This is a genomic window from Pseudomonas sp. 313, assembly GCF_000316965.1.
In the GTDB taxonomy this organism is placed as follows: domain Bacteria; phylum Pseudomonadota; class Gammaproteobacteria; order Pseudomonadales; family Pseudomonadaceae; genus Chryseomonas; species Chryseomonas benzopyrenica.
This window is the reverse complement of the sequence record NZ_ANBZ01000072.1, coordinates 136,201-152,674: the sequence shown is the minus strand read 5'-3', so window position 1 is coordinate 152,674 and position 16,474 is coordinate 136,201. Positions and strand designations below refer to the sequence as shown.

At 67.6% G+C, this 16,474-nt stretch carries 14 protein-coding genes; 5 read left to right on the top strand and 9 right to left on the bottom strand.

The genetic code is table 11. The annotated features are described in order from the left end of the window. Positions 1-14 precede the first annotated feature (14 nt). From C722_RS0116660 to C722_RS0116645, 4 genes are all read left to right on the top strand, one after another. A complete protein-coding gene (locus C722_RS0116660; RefSeq protein ID WP_017641598.1) occupies positions 15-854 on the top strand; it encodes a CsgG/HfaB family protein in 840 nt (279 codons plus the stop codon). Between the two features lie 108 nt (positions 855-962). Next, positions 963-1,409 (top strand): hypothetical protein, encoded by a 447-nt coding sequence (locus C722_RS0116655; protein WP_017641597.1) that lies wholly within the window; start codon positions 963-965, stop codon positions 1,407-1,409. A 23-nt stretch (positions 1,410-1,432) separates the two neighbouring features. After that, the gene (locus C722_RS0116650) at positions 1,433-2,353 is read left to right on the top strand and encodes a hypothetical protein (RefSeq protein ID WP_157225840.1); all 921 of its coding nucleotides are present in this window, start codon (positions 1,433-1,435) and stop codon (positions 2,351-2,353) included. Further along, the gene (locus tag C722_RS0116645) at positions 2,350-2,682 is read left to right on the top strand and encodes a hypothetical protein (protein WP_017641595.1); all 333 of its coding nucleotides are present in this window, start codon (positions 2,350-2,352) and stop codon (positions 2,680-2,682) included. Before C722_RS0116650 ends, C722_RS0116645 begins: the two co-directional genes overlap by 4 nt. Before the next feature lie 31 nt (positions 2,683-2,713). Here C722_RS0116645 and C722_RS0116640 read toward each other — a convergent pair whose 3' ends face one another. Together C722_RS0116640 and C722_RS0116635 are read right to left on the bottom strand one after the other, a co-directional pair. Next, positions 2,714-3,667, bottom strand: coding sequence for a homoserine kinase (locus C722_RS0116640; RefSeq protein ID WP_017641594.1), 954 nt, complete (start codon positions 3,665-3,667; stop codon positions 2,714-2,716). A gap of 62 nt (positions 3,668-3,729) precedes the next feature. Beyond that, positions 3,730-4,020: a DUF2782 domain-containing protein gene (locus tag C722_RS0116635; protein WP_017641593.1), complete on the bottom strand. Its 291-nt coding sequence runs from the start codon at positions 4,018-4,020 to the stop codon at positions 3,730-3,732. Positions 4,021-4,131: 111 nt separating this feature from the next. Here C722_RS0116635 and polA point away from each other — a divergent pair, with 111 nt between their 5' ends. Further along, positions 4,132-6,879: a DNA polymerase I gene (polA, locus tag C722_RS0116630; RefSeq protein ID WP_017641592.1), complete on the top strand. Its 2,748-nt coding sequence runs from the start codon at positions 4,132-4,134 to the stop codon at positions 6,877-6,879. Positions 6,880-7,052: 173 nt separating this feature from the next. Here polA and C722_RS0116625 read toward each other — a convergent pair whose 3' ends face one another. The 7 genes from C722_RS0116625 to C722_RS0116595 form a co-directional block, all read right to left on the bottom strand. Then, positions 7,053-7,826, bottom strand: a complete 774-nt coding sequence (locus C722_RS0116625; RefSeq protein ID WP_177323671.1) for an electron transfer flavoprotein subunit beta — start codon at positions 7,824-7,826, stop codon at positions 7,053-7,055. A 16-nt stretch (positions 7,827-7,842) separates the two neighbouring features. After that, entirely contained in the window at positions 7,843-9,078 is a 1,236-nt protein-coding gene (locus tag C722_RS0116620; protein ID WP_017641590.1) for an electron transfer flavoprotein subunit alpha/FixB family protein, read from the bottom strand. A 175-nt stretch (positions 9,079-9,253) separates the two neighbouring features. Next, the gene (gene dgcB, locus C722_RS0116615; RefSeq protein ID WP_017641589.1) at positions 9,254-11,245 is read right to left on the bottom strand and encodes a dimethylglycine demethylation protein DgcB; all 1,992 of its coding nucleotides are present in this window, start codon (positions 11,243-11,245) and stop codon (positions 9,254-9,256) included. 164 nt (positions 11,246-11,409) lie between these two features. Beyond that, positions 11,410-13,470, bottom strand: coding sequence for a dimethylglycine demethylation protein DgcA (gene dgcA, locus C722_RS0116610; protein WP_017641588.1), 2,061 nt, complete (start codon positions 13,468-13,470; stop codon positions 11,410-11,412). A 105-nt stretch (positions 13,471-13,575) separates the two neighbouring features. After that, positions 13,576-14,106 carry a DUF5943 domain-containing protein gene (locus C722_RS0116605; protein WP_007160248.1) on the bottom strand — a complete coding sequence of 177 codons (531 nt, stop codon included), beginning with the start codon at positions 14,104-14,106 and terminating at the stop codon, positions 13,576-13,578. 188 nt (positions 14,107-14,294) lie between these two features. After that, the gene (locus C722_RS0116600; RefSeq protein ID WP_017641587.1) at positions 14,295-15,272 is read right to left on the bottom strand and encodes a dipeptidase; all 978 of its coding nucleotides are present in this window, start codon (positions 15,270-15,272) and stop codon (positions 14,295-14,297) included. Between the two features lie 130 nt (positions 15,273-15,402). Beyond that, positions 15,403-16,386 carry a GlxA family transcriptional regulator gene (locus tag C722_RS0116595; protein ID WP_017641586.1) on the bottom strand — a complete coding sequence of 328 codons (984 nt, stop codon included), beginning with the start codon at positions 16,384-16,386 and terminating at the stop codon, positions 15,403-15,405. Positions 16,387-16,474 lie beyond the last annotated feature (88 nt).

Here is a 16,474-nt window from a genome sequence, read left to right as displayed (position 1 = left end):
CACGGATGCCTGCCATGAACGCCTTTTCCCTGGCGGCGGCCCTGACCGCCGCCCTCGTCCTGACCGGCTGCGTACGCGACCCCATGCCTGCCGAACAGAACGCCGCTCCGACCCTGACGCCGCGCGCCTCCACCTACTACGACCTGCTGGCGCTGCCGCCACCCAAGGGACCGCTGGTGGCCGCCGTCTACGGCTTCCGCGACCAGACCGGGCAGTACAAGCCCAATCCGGCCAGTTCCTTTTCCACCGCTGTGACCCAGGGCGCCGGCAGCATGCTGGTGGACGCCCTGCAGGCCAGCGGCTGGTTCGTGGTGCTCGAACGCGAGGGCCTGCAGAACCTGCTGACCGAGCGCAAGATCATCCGCGCCACCCAGAACAAGCCGGACCTGCCGGAGAATCTGCAGCAGGCGCTGCCCTCGCTGCAGGCGGCCAACCTGCTGCTCGAAGGCGGCGTGGTGGCCTACGACACCAACGTGCGCAGCGGCGGCGAAGGGGCGCGCTACCTGGGCATCGGCCTGTCCGAGGAGTACCGGGTGGATCAGGTGACGGTCAATCTGCGCGCCATCGACACCCGCAGCGGCCGGGTGCTGGCCAACGTCATGACCTCCAAGACCATCTATTCCATCGGCCGCCAGGCCGGGGTCTTCAAGTTCATCGAATTCAAGAAGCTGCTCGAAGCCGAGTCCGGCTACACCACCAACGAGCCGGCGCAGCTGTGCGTGCTCTCGGCCATCGAGGCGGCGGTCGCCCATCTGGTCGCCCAGGGCGTGGAGCGGCGGCTGTGGCTGGTGGCCGACGGTCGCGATCCGCGCGATCCAGCGCTGACCAAGTATCTGGAGCCGACTCGGCGCTAGGGATTAAGCCGCCAGCCCCGCGGGATTCGCTCCCTGGAGCGATAGCGATGGGCCAGGCGGCTCCGGACAATGCCAGGCGGAGAATCTTAGGCAATGACGGTGACAGAGATGCGCAGCCCAACCCGCGGCCTGGCCATGGTCCTTGCCCTTGCCCTCGGCCTGGATGCCCTGGCCTCGGCCGCTGATCTGATGGAGACCGGCGACCTGGGGCAGGCGCCCGCAGCCGGGCGCGACGCCGCCATCCGCCAGGTCGGCGTAGGCAACCAGGCGCTCATCGACCAGCGTGGCACCGCGCTGCGCGCTCAGGTCGTCCAGAGCGGCGCCGCCCAGGAAGCCCGCATCCTGCAGGACGGCACGGAGCTGAGCGCGGTCATCCTCCAGGGTGGCTATGGCAATGTCGCGCGCATCGAGCAGGTCGGCAGCGGCAACCAGGCCGACATCCTGCAACTCGGCGTCCAGGGCAACGCCCGCATCGAACAGCACGGCTCGGGCCTGTCCAGCCGCATCGTCCAGTACGGAAGCAACCAGAACACGGTGGTACGTCAGTACCGCTGATGGCACTCATGGAGATCAGACAGATGTTTCTACTCAGGCCCCTGGCCGCCCTGACGCTGGCCCTCGTGGCGGCCAACGCCCTCGCTCAGAACAGCACCGCCACCGTCCAGCAGGACGGCAACAGCGGCACGATCACCCTGGACCAGAGCGGCCCCGGCAACAGCGCGTCGCTCTATCAGCTGCAGGGCGAAGGCAACGCGATCAGCGTGGTCCAGACCGGCGCCAGCAGCGCCACCATCACCCAGGGCGGCGATATCTACGGCTACGCCCAGGGCAACGTGGCGAGCCTGCGCCAGGAAGGCGGCAGCAACGTCCATAGCCTGGCCCAGGACGGCTTCGGCAACCAGGCCACCATCACCTCCGTGGGCAGCAACAGCGGCACCCTGGTCCAGTCGGCCTCCAGCGCCCAGTTGACCCTGGAGCAGAACGGCGACAACAACCAGGTGCGCGTCGACCAGAGCGGCGATGCCGTGACCGCCACCCTCGCCCAGTCCGGCACCGACAACCGCATCGACCTGACCCAGCAGGGCTACTCGGTCGATACCGTGGAGTTGACCCAGCGTGGCCAGGCCAATGCCGCCACGGTGCTCTCCTCCGGCAAGTTCAATGAACTGACCTTTACCCAGGACGGCAATCGCAACACCCTGAACGTCGACCAGGCCGGCCGCGGCAACCGCTTCAGCGGCAGCTCCACCGGCGACGACAACCTGGCCAGCGTCACCGTCCAGGGCGACAGCAACCAGACCAGCATCGTCCAGACCGGCAACGGCAACGAGGCGCGCCTCGACGTCACCAGCGCCATCAGCACGGCCAGCGTCAGCCAGGTCGGCGACAGCAACCGCGCGAGCATCCTGCAGACCTCGGCCAACTTCAACGGCTTCAACGACAGCGCGCAGATCTCGCAGAGCGGCTTCGGCAACAGCGCCACCATCAACCAGCGGTGACACGCGTCGTCTGGCTGCTCGCGGCCCTCCTGCCCCTGGCGGGCGGCGCCGCGGCTAGCGCCCGCCTGGAGCTGCAGCCGCAACCGGCGGGCGCTCAGGTAGAGCTGTGCTTTACCGGCGAAGACGCGCCCCTGAGCTACGAACTCATCATCGAATTGCATGGGCCGGGTGGTGTCGCCCGCACCCGTCAGGCCGGCGAGGCCAGGGGTGACGGCTGCCCGGTCACCACGCGCCTGGGCGCCGCGCCCGGCAGTCTGATCGACGCAAGGCTGAGCTGGCAGCGGCAGGGACAGCCGCAGCCCGCCATCGAGCGGCGGTTGCAGCTGTAGCTCAGCGGAGAGGTTCCACGTGGAACCCTGGCTACAGGGTCAGCGGCAATTCCAGCGGGGTCTGCTGGCGCGCCGCCAGGCGCTGCTGGAATTCGGCCGGATCGTGGATCAGCACGTCCTGACCGGCAAAGGCCTGGGCGGCGATCAGCCGTGACAGCCAGAAGCGTACGCAGGCGACCCGCAAGAGCACCGGCCACAACTCGGCTTCGCGCGGCGTGAAATGGCGGTCGGCGGCATAGGCCGCCAGCAGCGCCCGGGCCCGCGGCAGGTCCAGCGCGCCACTCTCAGTGGAGCACCAGTCGTTCACCGTGATGGCGAGGTCATAGAGCATCCAGCCGGAACTGGCGTTGTAGAAGTCGATGACGCCCGACAGCCGGGGGCCGTCGAACATCACGTTGTCGCGGAACAGGTCGCCGTGCAGATTGGCCTCGGGCAGCGGCGGCTGCTCGGCCAGCAGGTTGCGGATTTCCCCAAGCGTGCGCTCCAGCAACGGCCGGGCGGTCGTGTCCAGGGTCGGCGCCAGGCGCTCGCCTTCGGCCAGCATCCAGGCCAGGCCACGGTCACTGGCGCGCTCGATGCGTTTTTCACCCGCAGTAGCCCGGTGCAGATGGCCCAGCAGGTGGCCGACTTCGCCGCAGTGGTGGGGATTGGGCGCGCGTTCGTGGCGACCGGCCAGGCGCGGTTGCAGCAGCGCCGGCTTGCCGGCCAGTTCGCGCAGGGCTTGGCCATCCTGGGTGCGCACCGCATAGGGCACCGGCAGGTCGGCGTCGTGGAGGACGTCGAGCAGCTCGATGAAGAACGGCATCTCCGCCACCGGACCGCGCTCCACCAGGGTCAGGACGAATTCGCCGCCTTCCAGGCTGATGAAGTAGTTGGTGTTTTCCGACCCTTCGGCGATACCCCGGAAATCCCGCAGCCGGCCCAGGCCATAGGGCGCGAGAAAGGCTTCGAGGGTGGGACGATCGAGGGGCGTGAAGACGGACATGACGGGGCCTGGCGGATGAATGTGCGAGCGGCGCGCAGTTTACCGGTCCAGGCGCCTTGCGCCTACCAGCTGAACAGGCGCCAGCTGGGGACGTGCAGGGTCGGTTTGTCGTTGGACGCGGTGCTGCTGCCATCGGCGGGCACCAGCTCGTAGGGCGCGCCATGCTTGGGGATGACCCGGGTGGATTGCAGCACGCCGCGGATGCGCGTCTCCTCGATGGTCTGGTCGCCGGCCTGGTAGCGGATCACCTTGATCTCGTCAGGCAGGGGCTTTTCCCCCGGTGGCAGCGGCTCCGCGGCCTGGACCAGCGGGGCCAGCAGCAACGCGGCGAAGAGGAAGCGACGAGCACCCATGGTAACCTTTGACCTTTTGAACGGAGCGAGTGGTCGATTCTAGAACCCGGCCTTGCCGTCGTCGAGACTGGCCGGACAGACGCCGCACACGCCACGACAAAGGTCCAGACCATGAGCCACGCCCCTCTCGTCCTGGTGGACGGTTCCTCCTATCTCTATCGCGCCTTCCATGCCCTGCCGCCGCTGATGACCTCCACCGGCAAGCCGACCGGCGCGGTGAAAGGTGTGCTCAACATGCTGCTCTCGCTGCGTCGCCAGTATCCGGACAGCCTCTTCGCGGTGGTCTTCGACGCCAAGGGCCCGACCTTCCGCGACGAACTCTTCGCCGACTACAAGGCCCAGCGCCCGGCCATGCCCGACGACCTGCGTGGCCAGGTCGAGCCGCTGCACGCCTGCATCCGCGCCCTGGGCCTGCCGCTGCTGGCCGTCGAAGGGGTGGAAGCCGACGACGTCATCGGCACCCTCGCCCGCCACTGCGCCAGTGCCGAGCGCCCGGTGGTGATCTCCACCGGCGACAAGGACATGGCCCAGCTGGTCTGCCCCTATGTCACCCTGGTCAACACCATGAGCGGCAGCGTGCTGGACGTGGAAGGGGTCAGGACCAAGTTCGGCGTGGGTCCGGAATTGATCATCGACTACCTAGCGCTGATGGGCGACAAGATCGACAACATTCCCGGGGTGCCCGGGGTGGGCGAGAAGACCGCTGCCGGCCTGCTCAACGGCATCGGTGGTGGCCTGGATACCCTCTACGCCAACCTCGACGCGGTGGCCGCCCTGCCCCTGCGCGGCGCCAAGTCGCTGGCCGCCAAGCTGGACCAGCATCGCGAGCAGGCCTATCTGTCCTATCAGCTGGCGACCATCAAGCTGGACGTGCCGCTGGAGCTGACCTTCGATGAGCTCACCGTCGGCGAGCCCCATGTGGAAGCCCTGATGGCGCTCTACCAGGAGCTGGAATTCAAGTCCTGGCTGGATGACCTGATCCGTGACACTAAGCGCCAGGGCGCCCCCCTGCCGCTGGCCGAGGATGCCGCCACCACCCAGGTGGAAACCCACTACGACACCGTGCTGGAGCAGGCCGACTTCGACGCCTGGCTGGCGCGCCTGCAGGCCGCCGACTGCTTCGCCTTCGACACCGAGACCACCAGCATCGACGCTCAGCGCGCCGAGCTGGTGGGGCTGTCCTTTGCCGTGGCGCCGGGCCAGGCCGCCTATGTGCCCCTGGCCCACAGCTACATGGGCGCGCCGAACCAGCTCGCGCTGGAGCCGGTACTGGCCGTGCTCAAGCCGCTGCTGGAAGACCCGGCCAAGCTCAAGGTCATGCAGCACGGCAAGTACGACCTCAATGTACTGACCCGCTACGGCATCACGATCCAGGGCATCGCCTTCGACACCATGCTCGAATCCTATGTGCTGGACGCCACCGCCACCCGTCACGACATGGATAGCCTGGCGCTTAAGTACCTAGGCCACAGCACCATCCGTTTCGAGGACATCGCCGGCAAGGGCGCCAAGCAGCTGACCTTCGACCAGATCGCCATCGAGCAGGCCGGACCCTATGCCGCCGAGGATGCCGACGTCACCCTGCGCCTGCACGAGACCCTCTGGCCCAGGCTGGAAGCCGTGCCGGGCCTGGCGGCGGTGCTGCGCGACATCGAGATGCCGCTGGTGCCAGCGCTGGCGCACATCGAGCGCAACGGCGCCCTGGTGGATTCGGCGCTGCTCGGGGTGCAGAGCCGCGAGCTGGGCGAGAAGATGATCGCCCTGGAAAAGGAGGCCTATGAACTGGCCGGCCAGGAATTCAACCTGGGCTCGCCCAAGCAGCTGGGCGAGATCCTCTTCGTCAAGCTGGGTCTGCCGGTGGTCAGCAAGACCGCATCGGGCCAGCCCTCCACCGCCGAGGCGGTGCTGCAGGAACTGGCCGACCAGGACTTCCCGCTGCCCAAGGTGCTGATGCAGTACCGGCAGATGAGCAAGCTCAAGAGCACCTACACCGACAAGCTGCCGCAGCAGATCAATCCGCGCACCGGCCGCATCCACACCAGCTATCACCAGGCGGTGACGGCGACCGGACGGCTGTCTTCCAGCGATCCGAATCTGCAGAACATCCCGATCCGCACCGCCGAGGGCCGGCGCATCCGCCAGGCCTTCGTCGCACCCAAAGGCTATCGCCTGCTGGCGGCGGACTATTCGCAGATCGAATTGCGCATCATGGCCCACCTGGCCCAGGACGAAGGCCTGCTGCATGCCTTCCAGAACGACCTGGACGTGCACCGCGCCACCGCCGCCGAGGTGATGGGCGTGCCGCTGGAAGAGGTCAGCAACGAGGATCGTCGTCGCGCCAAGGCCATCAACTTCGGCCTGATCTACGGCATGAGCGCCTTCGGCCTGGCCAAGCAGATCGGCGTCGGCCGCGCCGAGGCCCAGGCCTATATCGATCGCTATTTCCAGCGCTATCCCGGGGTGCTGGCCTACATGGAGCGCACCCGCGCCCAGGTGGTGGACCAGGGCTACGTGGAGACCCTCTATGGGCGCCGGCTGTACCTGCCGGACATCCACTCCAAGAACCAGGGCCTGCGTCGGGCCGCCGAACGGGCGGCGATCAACGCGCCCATGCAGGGCACGGCGGCGGACATCATCAAGCGCGCCATGATCGCCGTGGACGGCTGGCTGCAGTCGACCCCGGAGCTGGATGCCCGGGTGATCCTGCAGGTACACGACGAACTGGTGCTGGAGGTCCGCGAAGACCAGGTGGAGCTGCTGCGCGAAGGCCTGTTGCCGCTGATGAGCGGCGCCGGCGAACTGGACGTGCCGCTGCTGGTGGAGTCGGGGGTGGGTGGCAATTGGGACGAGGCGCACTGATGGGCGCTGGAGGTTGGGATCGTTGGGCTTCGCAGGCTCAGCCCAACCTACGGGTCCCGCAGGTCGTGGTAGCCCCGTAGCGTGGAAAACGGCGCAGCCTTTTCCACCTGCGGATGGGGTGCCGAAGGTGCCCTCACCCTATCCCCTCTCCCAGAGGGAGAGGGGATAGGGCTTCAGCGCACCACGCCTTCTTCGCGCAATACCTTGAAGATGGCGGCCGCGGCCGCTTCCGGGGTCAGGTCCTTAAGGACCTGGCCGCCATCGCCGGAGGCCTTGGCAGTGGCGGCCTTGAAGCGGTCGGCGGCGGTCTTGGCCTTGATCACCTTGAGGCGCTTGGGGCGCGCCTTGGCCGGCTGCAATTCGCCGCTGTCGAACAGGCTGTCCTGCACGATCTCGGTGGTCTCCACCTGCAATTCGCCGCGCCGGGCCGGGCCGAAGGCGCTTTGCCGCGGCGCCGGGGCGGCGCTGTCGACGCTGGCGACGAAAGGCAGCCGTACCCGCAGCCGCCGCCGCTGACCACGTGGCAGGGCCTGCAGCACGGTCGCCTGGCCACCCTCCACGGCTTCCACCGCGGCGAGGCCGACCACCAGCGGCCAGCCGAGGGTCTCGGCCAGCAGATAGGGCAGCAGGCCCGAGCCCTCGCCGGTTTCCGCCTGGCTACCGGTCAGTACCAGACCGGCACCAACCTCGCGCAGGGTATCGCCGAGGGCCGGCAGAGCATCCGCGCCCGCCGGTTGTTCCAGCACGTGCAGGGCCGGCACGCCCATGCCCAGATAGCCACGCAGAGCCTCTTCGGCGGGATCACCAGCGTGCAGCACGCGCAGCTTGTCGCCGACCAGGCGCAGGCCCAGTTCGACGGCACGGGCATCCTGTTCCGCCCGCCGGGCCCGACCGGAGGTGGGATGGGCGCCGACGGAGACCAGGGCCACGACCTTGACGCCGTCCAGTGACGGCAGCTTCTGCTCAGGCGACATCCTGCAACTCCCCTGCCCGTTGTTGTTCGACCAGCCGCGCCAGGGCGGCCAGGATGGCGTCACCGTTGCCAATCACCGAAAGATCCGCGCGCTTGACCATGTCGCAGCCCGGATTGGTGTTGATGGCGATGACCTTGTCGCAACTGGCGATGCCCTGCAGGTGCTGCACGGCGCCGGAGATGCCCACGGCCAGATAGACCCGGGCGGTGACCCAGGTCCCGGTCGCACCGACCTGACGATTGCGCGGCATATGGCCGTCGTCCACCGCCACCCGCGAGGCGCCTTCGGTGGCGCCCAGCAGTGCGGCGGTGCTGTGGAAGAGATTCCAGTCACGGATACCGTTGCCACCGGAGAGGATGAATTCGGCCTCGGCCAGAGGAATCTGCATGGGATCGACGGCGACCGGGCCGAGGTCTTCGATGCGCGGCAGGTGGCGGGCGATGTTGCCGCCGAGGGTGACCGGCAGGACCTCGTGACGGGTCTCGCCGACCGGCTCCGCGCATTCCGGCAGGGCCAGCACCAGGCGCGGCAACGGCTGCTGCAGATCCTGGCGACCGGCACCGGCACGGCCGGTGGCCAGACCGTCCTTGACCTGCCAGACACGGGTGGCGGGACGCTCGTGCAGGGCCGCACCTAGGCGCCGACCCAGTTCACCGCCACCGCTGCGGCTGTCGGGCAGCAGCCAGTGCCGCGGCTGCAGTTCGTTGTCTAGCGCGCGCAGCGCCAGCACCCGCTGTTCGGGGGCATAGCCCTGGAATTGCTCGCCATCCAGATGCAGCAGGCGATCCACCCCGGCGGTATCGAAAGCGGTTTCCTTGACCTCGCCAAAGACCACCGCCAGCACGGCGCCCTCGGCACCGGCCAGTTGCCGGGCCAGGCCCAGCAGGTCACGGTCATGGGCGGTCAGGCGACCGCTGACCAGATCCGGGACCACGGCGATGTAGAAGGCCGGCTCGGCGATCCGGTGCAGCGGCAGCTGTTCTTCCACCGCCTGGGCGGTGCCACGGCGACCGCCGCCCTGCTGGGCGCCACTGCGATCGATCCGCTTGACGCCCTGGGGGCCGACGAAGCCGGCAGCCGCGGCATGGGGGTTCTTGCGGACCAGGCCATTGGGGCCCATCCAGCGGACTTCGGCCTCGGCGCTGCTGGCGATACTGGCGTGCAGCGGATGCAGACGGTTGCGCGCGATCCACTCGCGGCGCGGATCGCGACGGATGATGCTCATGCTAGGCGCTCCGTTTGGAAATGGCAGGTGAGGTGCGCGGTGGGCCCCTCACCCCAGCCCTCTCCCCCGAGGGGAGAGGGGGTAAAAGCGGTGAACACCGGGACGTGTCTGGCACACCTGATCATCCCCTCTCCCCTCGGGGAGAGGGCCAGGGTGAGGGGGCCCCGACGCCCGCTCACGACAGGGCCTCCGCCACCGGCCGCCGAGCGGCGGTCGGCTTGCTTTCGACAGGCGCCTCGACGATGGCTTCGGCCACCAGTTCGGCGATGTCCTTGATCTCCGGACGCGGGGCAACCACGCCTTCCAGCATCAGGGTGCACTGGGGGCAGCCCACGGCCACCAGCTCGGCGCCGGTTTCCTGGATGTCGGCCATGCGCATGTCCGGGATCCGCTGCTTGCCGGGGATGTCGGTGATGGGGGCGCCACCGCCACCGCCGCAGCAGCGCGAACGGAAGCCGGAACGCTCCATCTCCTTGACCGCGATGCCCAGCGCCCTGAGCACCGCGCGCGGCGCCTCGTATTCGCCGTTGTAGCGGCCCAGGTAGCAGGGATCGTGATAGGTGATGGTGGCGCCCTGTTCGGCCAGGGCGTGCTGCCCAAGGTGCAGGGAGCCACGGCTGAGCAGGGTCTCGATGAAGGTGCTGTGGTGCTGCACCTGGTAGTGGCCACCGAGATCGCCGTATTCGTTCTTGAGCATGTGGAAGCTGTGGGGATCGCAGGAGACGATGGTCTGGAAGCGATACCGGCTCAGGGTCTCGATGTTGCGCCTGGCCAGTTGCTGGAAGGTCGCCTCGTCGCCCAGGCGACGGGCCACGTCACCGCTGTCACGCTCTTCCAGGCCGAGCACGGCGAAGTCCACCTTGGCCGCCTTGAGCACCTTGACGAAGGCGCGCAGGGTGCGCTGGTTGCGCATGTCGAAGGCGCCGTCGCCGACCCAGAACAGCACCTCGGCCTGGCCCTTGTCCTTCATCAGCGGCAGGTCCAGGTCGGCGGCCCAGTTCAGGCGACCACCGGGGGCGAAGCCGCCGGGGTTGTCGGTGGCGATGAGATTTTCCAGCACCTCGGCGCCCTTGTTCGGCGTCTCGCCGCGCTCCAGGGTCAGGTGACGGCGCATGTCGACGATGGCATCGACGTGCTCGATCATCATCGGGCATTCCTCGACGCAGGCACGGCAGGTGGTGCAGGACCAGAGGGTCTCGGCGTCCACCAGGGCCTTGCCCTGACGCGCGACGATGGGCAGGTGCGGACCACCCGCGTGCTCGCCGACCGGCTTGCCCGGATAGGGCGAGCCGAAGTAATGGGCATCGCTGCCGCCTTTGAGGCCGATCACCATGTCCTGGATCAGCTTCTTGGGGTTGAGCGGCTGGCCAGCGGCGAAGGCCGGGCACATGGCCTCGCAACGACCGCACTGGACGCAGGCGTCGAAGCCGAGCAGCTGGTTCCAGGTGAAGTCGGCGGGCTTTTCCACGCCCAGCGGCGCCTTGGGATCGTGCAGGTTCAGTGCCTTGAGGCCGCTGGAGCGCGCGGCGCTGGCGTTGTGCGGGGTGCTGAAGCGCTCGGCGCGGCGGTGCCAGGCCAGGTGCAGAGCGCCGGCGAAGGCGTGCTTGATGGGACCGCCCCAGGTCATGCCGAGGAACAGCTCGGATACGCCCCAGGCCACGCCCACCGCCAGCACCGCGGCCAGAATCCAGCCCCCGAAATCCGGCGGCAGGATGCCGGCGACTGGCAGGGTGGCGATGAAGAAGCTCGCGGCAAAGGCCAGCAGGCTCTTGGGCAGACGCATCCAGGGGCCCTTGGACAGCCGCGCCGGCGGATCGCGACGGCGCTTGGCGACGAACAGGGCGCCAGTGAACATGCAGGCGGTGGCCGCCAGCAGCGCCCAGCCAAGGATGCGGCTGTGCAGGCCGAAGCCGTGCACCAGGATGGCCAGCAGCGCCGCCAGGACGAAGCCGCCAGCAGTGGCCACGTGGGTCTTGGAGATGTACTTGTCGCGGTCGACCACGTGGTGCAGATCCACCAAGTAGCGCCGCGGCATCTTCAACAGCCCGCCGAGCCAGTCGACCTCGGCCGGACGCCCTTGCCGCCAGAGACTGAAACGCCGCACGGCGCCGATCACGGTGAGGGCCAGGGCGGCGAAGAGCAGGATGGGGAGGATGGTGTTCAACATCGATCTATCCTCACAGGGCGGGCCCCGCAGGCGCGGCCGGGGTAGCGAAGCGCCGGAGGCCGCAGAAGGTGAGCTATCGCGGCATGGGCCGCTCCTACGAGGGACGTTCGGAGCCTGTAGGAGCGGCCCATGGCCGCGAATTTTCGAGCAGCGATTAGGCCGTCTTAGAAGTCCTTGCACAGGCGCAGGGCGTCGTAGATGGCGGCGTGGGTGTTGCGCTGGGCCACGCAGTCGCCGATCCGGTAGAGCAGGTAGCCGTTGCCGGTCTCGCCGAGCGCAGGCTGCGGCTCGATGGCGAACAGCGCCTCGATGTCCATCTGGCCCTTGTTGCGCGAGTCTTCCTTGAGGGCGTAGTAGAGCCCCTCGTCCGGCCGTACGCCGTTCTCGATGACGACCTGGTCGACCACGCGCTCCTCGCGGGCGCCGGTGTATTCGTTCTCCAGTACCGCGATCTTCTTGTCGCCCTCGGCGTAGACCTTTTCCAGCATCAGGTCGCCGGTCATGATCACTTCCTTGGGATAGAGGCTGCGGTAGTAGGTCGGGAAGGTGGTCCCGCCAATGGCCACGCCTGGCTTGATGTCGTCGGTGACGATCTCGACCTGGGCGCCCTTGTCGGCCAGGTAGTCGGCCACGGACATGCCGGTGAATTCGCAGATGGTGTCGTACACCAGCACGTTCTTGCCCGGCTCGACCTTGCCCGAGAGGATGTCCCAGCTGCTGACGACCAGGCCCTCGGCGGCATGCCAGTGATCGACCTGCTCCAGGAAGGGGTGACCGCCGTTGGCCAGGATGACGATGTCCGGCCGCAGGTCGAGGATGGTCGCCGGATCGGCAGCGGTGCCCAGGCGCAGGTCGATGCCCAGGCGCGTCAGCTCCAGCTGGTACCAGCGGGTGATGCCGGCGATCTGGTCGCGTTGCGGGGCGCGCGAGGCCAGGGTGATCTGGCCGCCGAGCTGCTCCTGCTTCTCGAACAGGGTGACGTCATGGCCGCGCTCGGCGGAGACACGAGCGGCCTCCATGCCGGCCGGACCGCCGCCGACGATGACCACCTTGCGCTTGGGTCCGGTGGACTTCTCGATGATGTGCGGCAGGCCCATGTATTCGCGGCTGGTGGCGGCGTTCTGGATGCACAGCACGTCCAGGCCGTTGTACTGGCGGTCGATGCAGTAGTTGGCGCCGACGCACTGACGGATCTGGTCGATCTGGCCCATCTTGATCTTGGTGATCAGGTGCGGATCGGCGATGTGGGCGCGGGTCATGCCGACCATGTCGACGTAGCCGCCCTCCAGGATGCGGGTGGCCTGGTTCGGATCCTTGATGTTCTGGGCGTGCAGCACCGGCACGTTGACCACTTCCTTGATGCCCGCGGCCAGGTGCAGGAAGGGCTCCGGCGGATAGGTCATATTGGGAATGACGTTGGCCAGGGTGTTGTGGGTGTCGCAACCCGAGCCGACCACGCCAATGAAGTCGAGCATGCCGGTGTCGCTGTAGTACTTGGCGATCTGCTTCATGTCGTCGTGGGACAGGCCGTCCGGATGGAATTCGTCGCCGGTGATGCGCATGCCGACGCAGAAGTCGTCACCGACCTCGGCGCGTACGGCCTTGAGCACCTCCAGGCCGAATCTCATGCGATTCTCGAAGCTGCCGCCCCACTCGTCGGTGCGCTTGTTGACGCGCGGCGACCAGAACTGGTCGATCATGTGCTGGTGCACGGCGGACAGCTCGACGCCGTCCAGGCCACCGGCCTTGGCCCGGCGCGCGGCCTGGGCGAAGTTGCCGATCACCCGCCAGATCTCTTCCGGCTCGATGGTCTTGCAGGTGGCGCGGTGCACGGGCTCGCGGATGCCCGACGGCGACATCAGGGTCGGCCAGTGGCCGCCATCCCAGCGCGAGCGGCGCCCCATGTGGGTAATCTGGATCATGATCTTGGCGCCATGCTTGTGCATGGCGTCGGCGAGATTCTGGAAGTGCGGAATGATGCGGTCGGTGGAGAGGTTGACCGAACTCCACCAGTGCTGCGGGCTGTCGATGGCGACCACCGAGGAACCCCCGCAGATGGCCAGGCCGATGCCGCCCTTGGCCTTTTCTTCGTAATACTTGACGTATCTGTCGGTGGTCATGCCGCCGTCGGTGGCGTAGACCTCGGCGTGAGCCGTGGACAGCACGCGGTTGCGGATGGTGAGCTTGCCGATCTGGATCGGCTGGAACATTGCTTCGAAGGCCATGACCTTCTCCTCGATCGGCTGGTGCGCGGTCTTGAGCCGCGCTCTTGCTCTTGGGTGTCGCTGGGGCGGCGGCGAGCGGGTCGCTGGCCACCCGGGGGCGGGGCGTTATTTCGGCCGGGTAACGAACAGGCCGTCGTCGTGACCTTCTTCGGAGCCGCTGTATTCCTGGACGGTGACAGTGCGGATGGCACTGCCCTTGGCGGCCAGGATCTGGTCGATGGCACCGGAGAACCAGCCGGTGAACATGTAGTCCACCTTGCGATTGACCTTGCCGTAGACGTAGACGAAGGCGGAGTGCTTGAGCTTGACCTCGGCGTAGCCGGTGTCCAGGTCGAGCTTCTGGGTCTCGAACAGGCCCCAACCGCGCTGCGACAGGCGCTTCATGTAATGCTCGAATACCGCGGCGCCGTGGATGCCATGGCACTCGGCTTCCTTCTCGCACCAGTGCCAGGCCGACTTGTAGCCGGCCTTGTAGAGGATCTCGGCGTACTTGTCGGCACCCAGGACTTCTTCGATGCCCATGTGGTTGTTGACGAAGAAGTGCCGGGGTACGTACAGCATCGGCAGGGCGTCGGTGGTCCAGACGCCGGTTTCGTCGTCGACCTGGATGGGCATTTCGGGGGCGTGGCTGGCCATGTGTGGAGCTCCGATTCGCTAATACGTATCTAAAAAAAGGTGTGGGTGAATGCCTGTGGAGCCGTAGCGAGCGCGCCGCTGGCAAGGAGTCCCGCAGTGCCAGGTGAGAGCAGTACCGAGGTACGGCGAACCTGGCGCGAGGACGCGACGCCGCTAGCGGTGTGCGCAGTAGGCTCCAGAGGTATTCACTACTCGCCCCAGACTTCGCCGAGGATGCGCATCCAGTTCTCGCCCATGACCTTGCGCACGGTGCGCTCGGGCATGCCGCGCTTGAGCAGGGTCTCGGTCAGGTTGGGGAATTCGCCCACGGTGCGGATGCCCAGCGGGTTGACGATCTTGCCGAAGCTGGTCAGGCGACGGGCGTAGCCCTTGTCGTGGGTCAGCCACTCGAAGAAGTCGTGGCCGTGGCCCTGGGTGAAGTCGGTGCCGATGCCGATGGCGTCTTCGCCCACCAGGTTCATCACGTATTCGATGGCCTCGGCGTAGTCGTCGATGGTCGAGTCGATACCCTTGGCCAGGAAGGGGGCGAACATGGTCACACCGACGAAGCCGCCGTGGTCGGCGATGAACTTGAGTTCCGCGTCTGACTTGTTGCGCGGATGCTCTTTCAGACCCGACGGCAGGCAGTGGGAGTAGCAGACCGGCTTCTTGGATTCGAGGATGACTTCCTCGCTGGTCTTGGAGCCGACGTGGGAGAGGTCGCACATGATGCCGACGCGGTTCATCTCGGCGACGATCTCGCGGCCGAAGCCGGACAGGCCGCCGTCACGCTCGTAGCAACCGGTGCCCACCAGGTTCTGGGTGTTGTAGCACATCTGCACGATGCCCACGCCGAGCTGCTTGAAGATCTCGACGTAGCCGATCTGATCTTCAAAGGCATGGGCATTCTGGAAGCCGAACAGGATGCCGGTCTTGCCCTGGGCCTTGGCCTGGCGGATCTCGGCGGTGGTGCGCACCTGGACCACCAGGTCGCTGCACTCGCGGATCAGCTTCTGGCTCGCCGCGATGTTGTTGACCGTCGCCTGGAAGCCCTCCCATACCGAGACGGTGCAGTTGGCGGCGGTCAGGCCACCCTTGCGCATGTCTTCGAAGAGTTCGCGGTTCCACTTGGCGATGATCAGCCCGTCGATGACGATGCTGTCGGCGTGGAGTTCGGTGGCATTCATGACAGGCTCCGGCGTTGGTCTCGCGCCGGAACGGGTGCCGGCGATTCGAGGCCAGCATAGCCCCGGGGTCCTGGCCGACCGGATGCAAAAACGACAGGGGTATCACCAGAAGCGTCAGGCCAGGGTCGCGCTACCGGTCAGCGACCGCGGCGAGCTCGCCCGCCGACAGCCGGCCCTCGCGGCGAGGCCGATCCTCCCGCGGACTCAGGCCGAAGCGCTGGCGGTAGCAGCGGGAGAAATAGGACGCGGATTCGAAACCGCAGGCCAGGGCCACGTCCAGCACGCTGGCCTCGCCCTGCTGCAGGAGCTGGCGCGCCTGGTCCAGGCGCAGTTGCAGATAGAAGGTGGAGGGGGTCGTCTGCAGATGGAGGCGGAACAGCCGCTCCAGCTGGCGACGGGTCACCTGGATGCCGGCGGCCAGCTCCAGGGTGCCCAGGGGCGTCTCGGTGTGGCGCTCCATCCGCTCCACCACCCGGATCAGCTTCCGATTGGCGATGCCGTAGCGCTGCGCCACCTGCAGCCGCTGGTGCTCGCGCGGCGGGCGGATGCGCCCGAGCACGAATTGCTCGGAGACCTGCACCGCCAGCTCGCTGCCGTGGCTGCGGCCGATCAGCTCCAGCAGCAGATCGAGGCTGGCCGTGCCGCCGGCGCAGGTGATGCGGCCGCGGTCGATCTCGAACAGCTCGCCGGTTACCTCAAGCTGCGGCCAGGCTTCGCGAAAGGCCGCCACCGCCTCCCAGTGCAGGGTGACCCGGTGGCCTTCCAGCAGCCCAGCGCGGGCCAGCACCAGGGCACCGGTGTCGATGCCGCCCAGGGGATGGCCGTGGCGGGCGACCTGGCGCAGCCAGCGGGCGAGGCCGTCGTCGTAATGGGCCAGGGGCTCGAAACCGGCCACCACGAACAGGGTGGTGCCCGCTTCCAAGGCGTCCAGGCCGCCGTCGACATTGACCGACATGCCGTTGCTGGCAGTCACCGCCGCCCCGTCACGTCCGAGGATGCGCCAGTCATAGCTGCCCGGACGGAATCGATTGGCCACCCGTAAGGGCTCCAGGGTGGCGATGAAGCCCAGGGCGGAAAAGCCGGGCAGCAGGAGAAAGGCAAAGGACTGCGGCATGGGTGGGGCGTCCCCGGTAACGATTGACTTGTGCAAGCAAGAAGGTCGCCAGGGTGCAAATTCAGGTCGTCGGGCTACGCATGCCTGG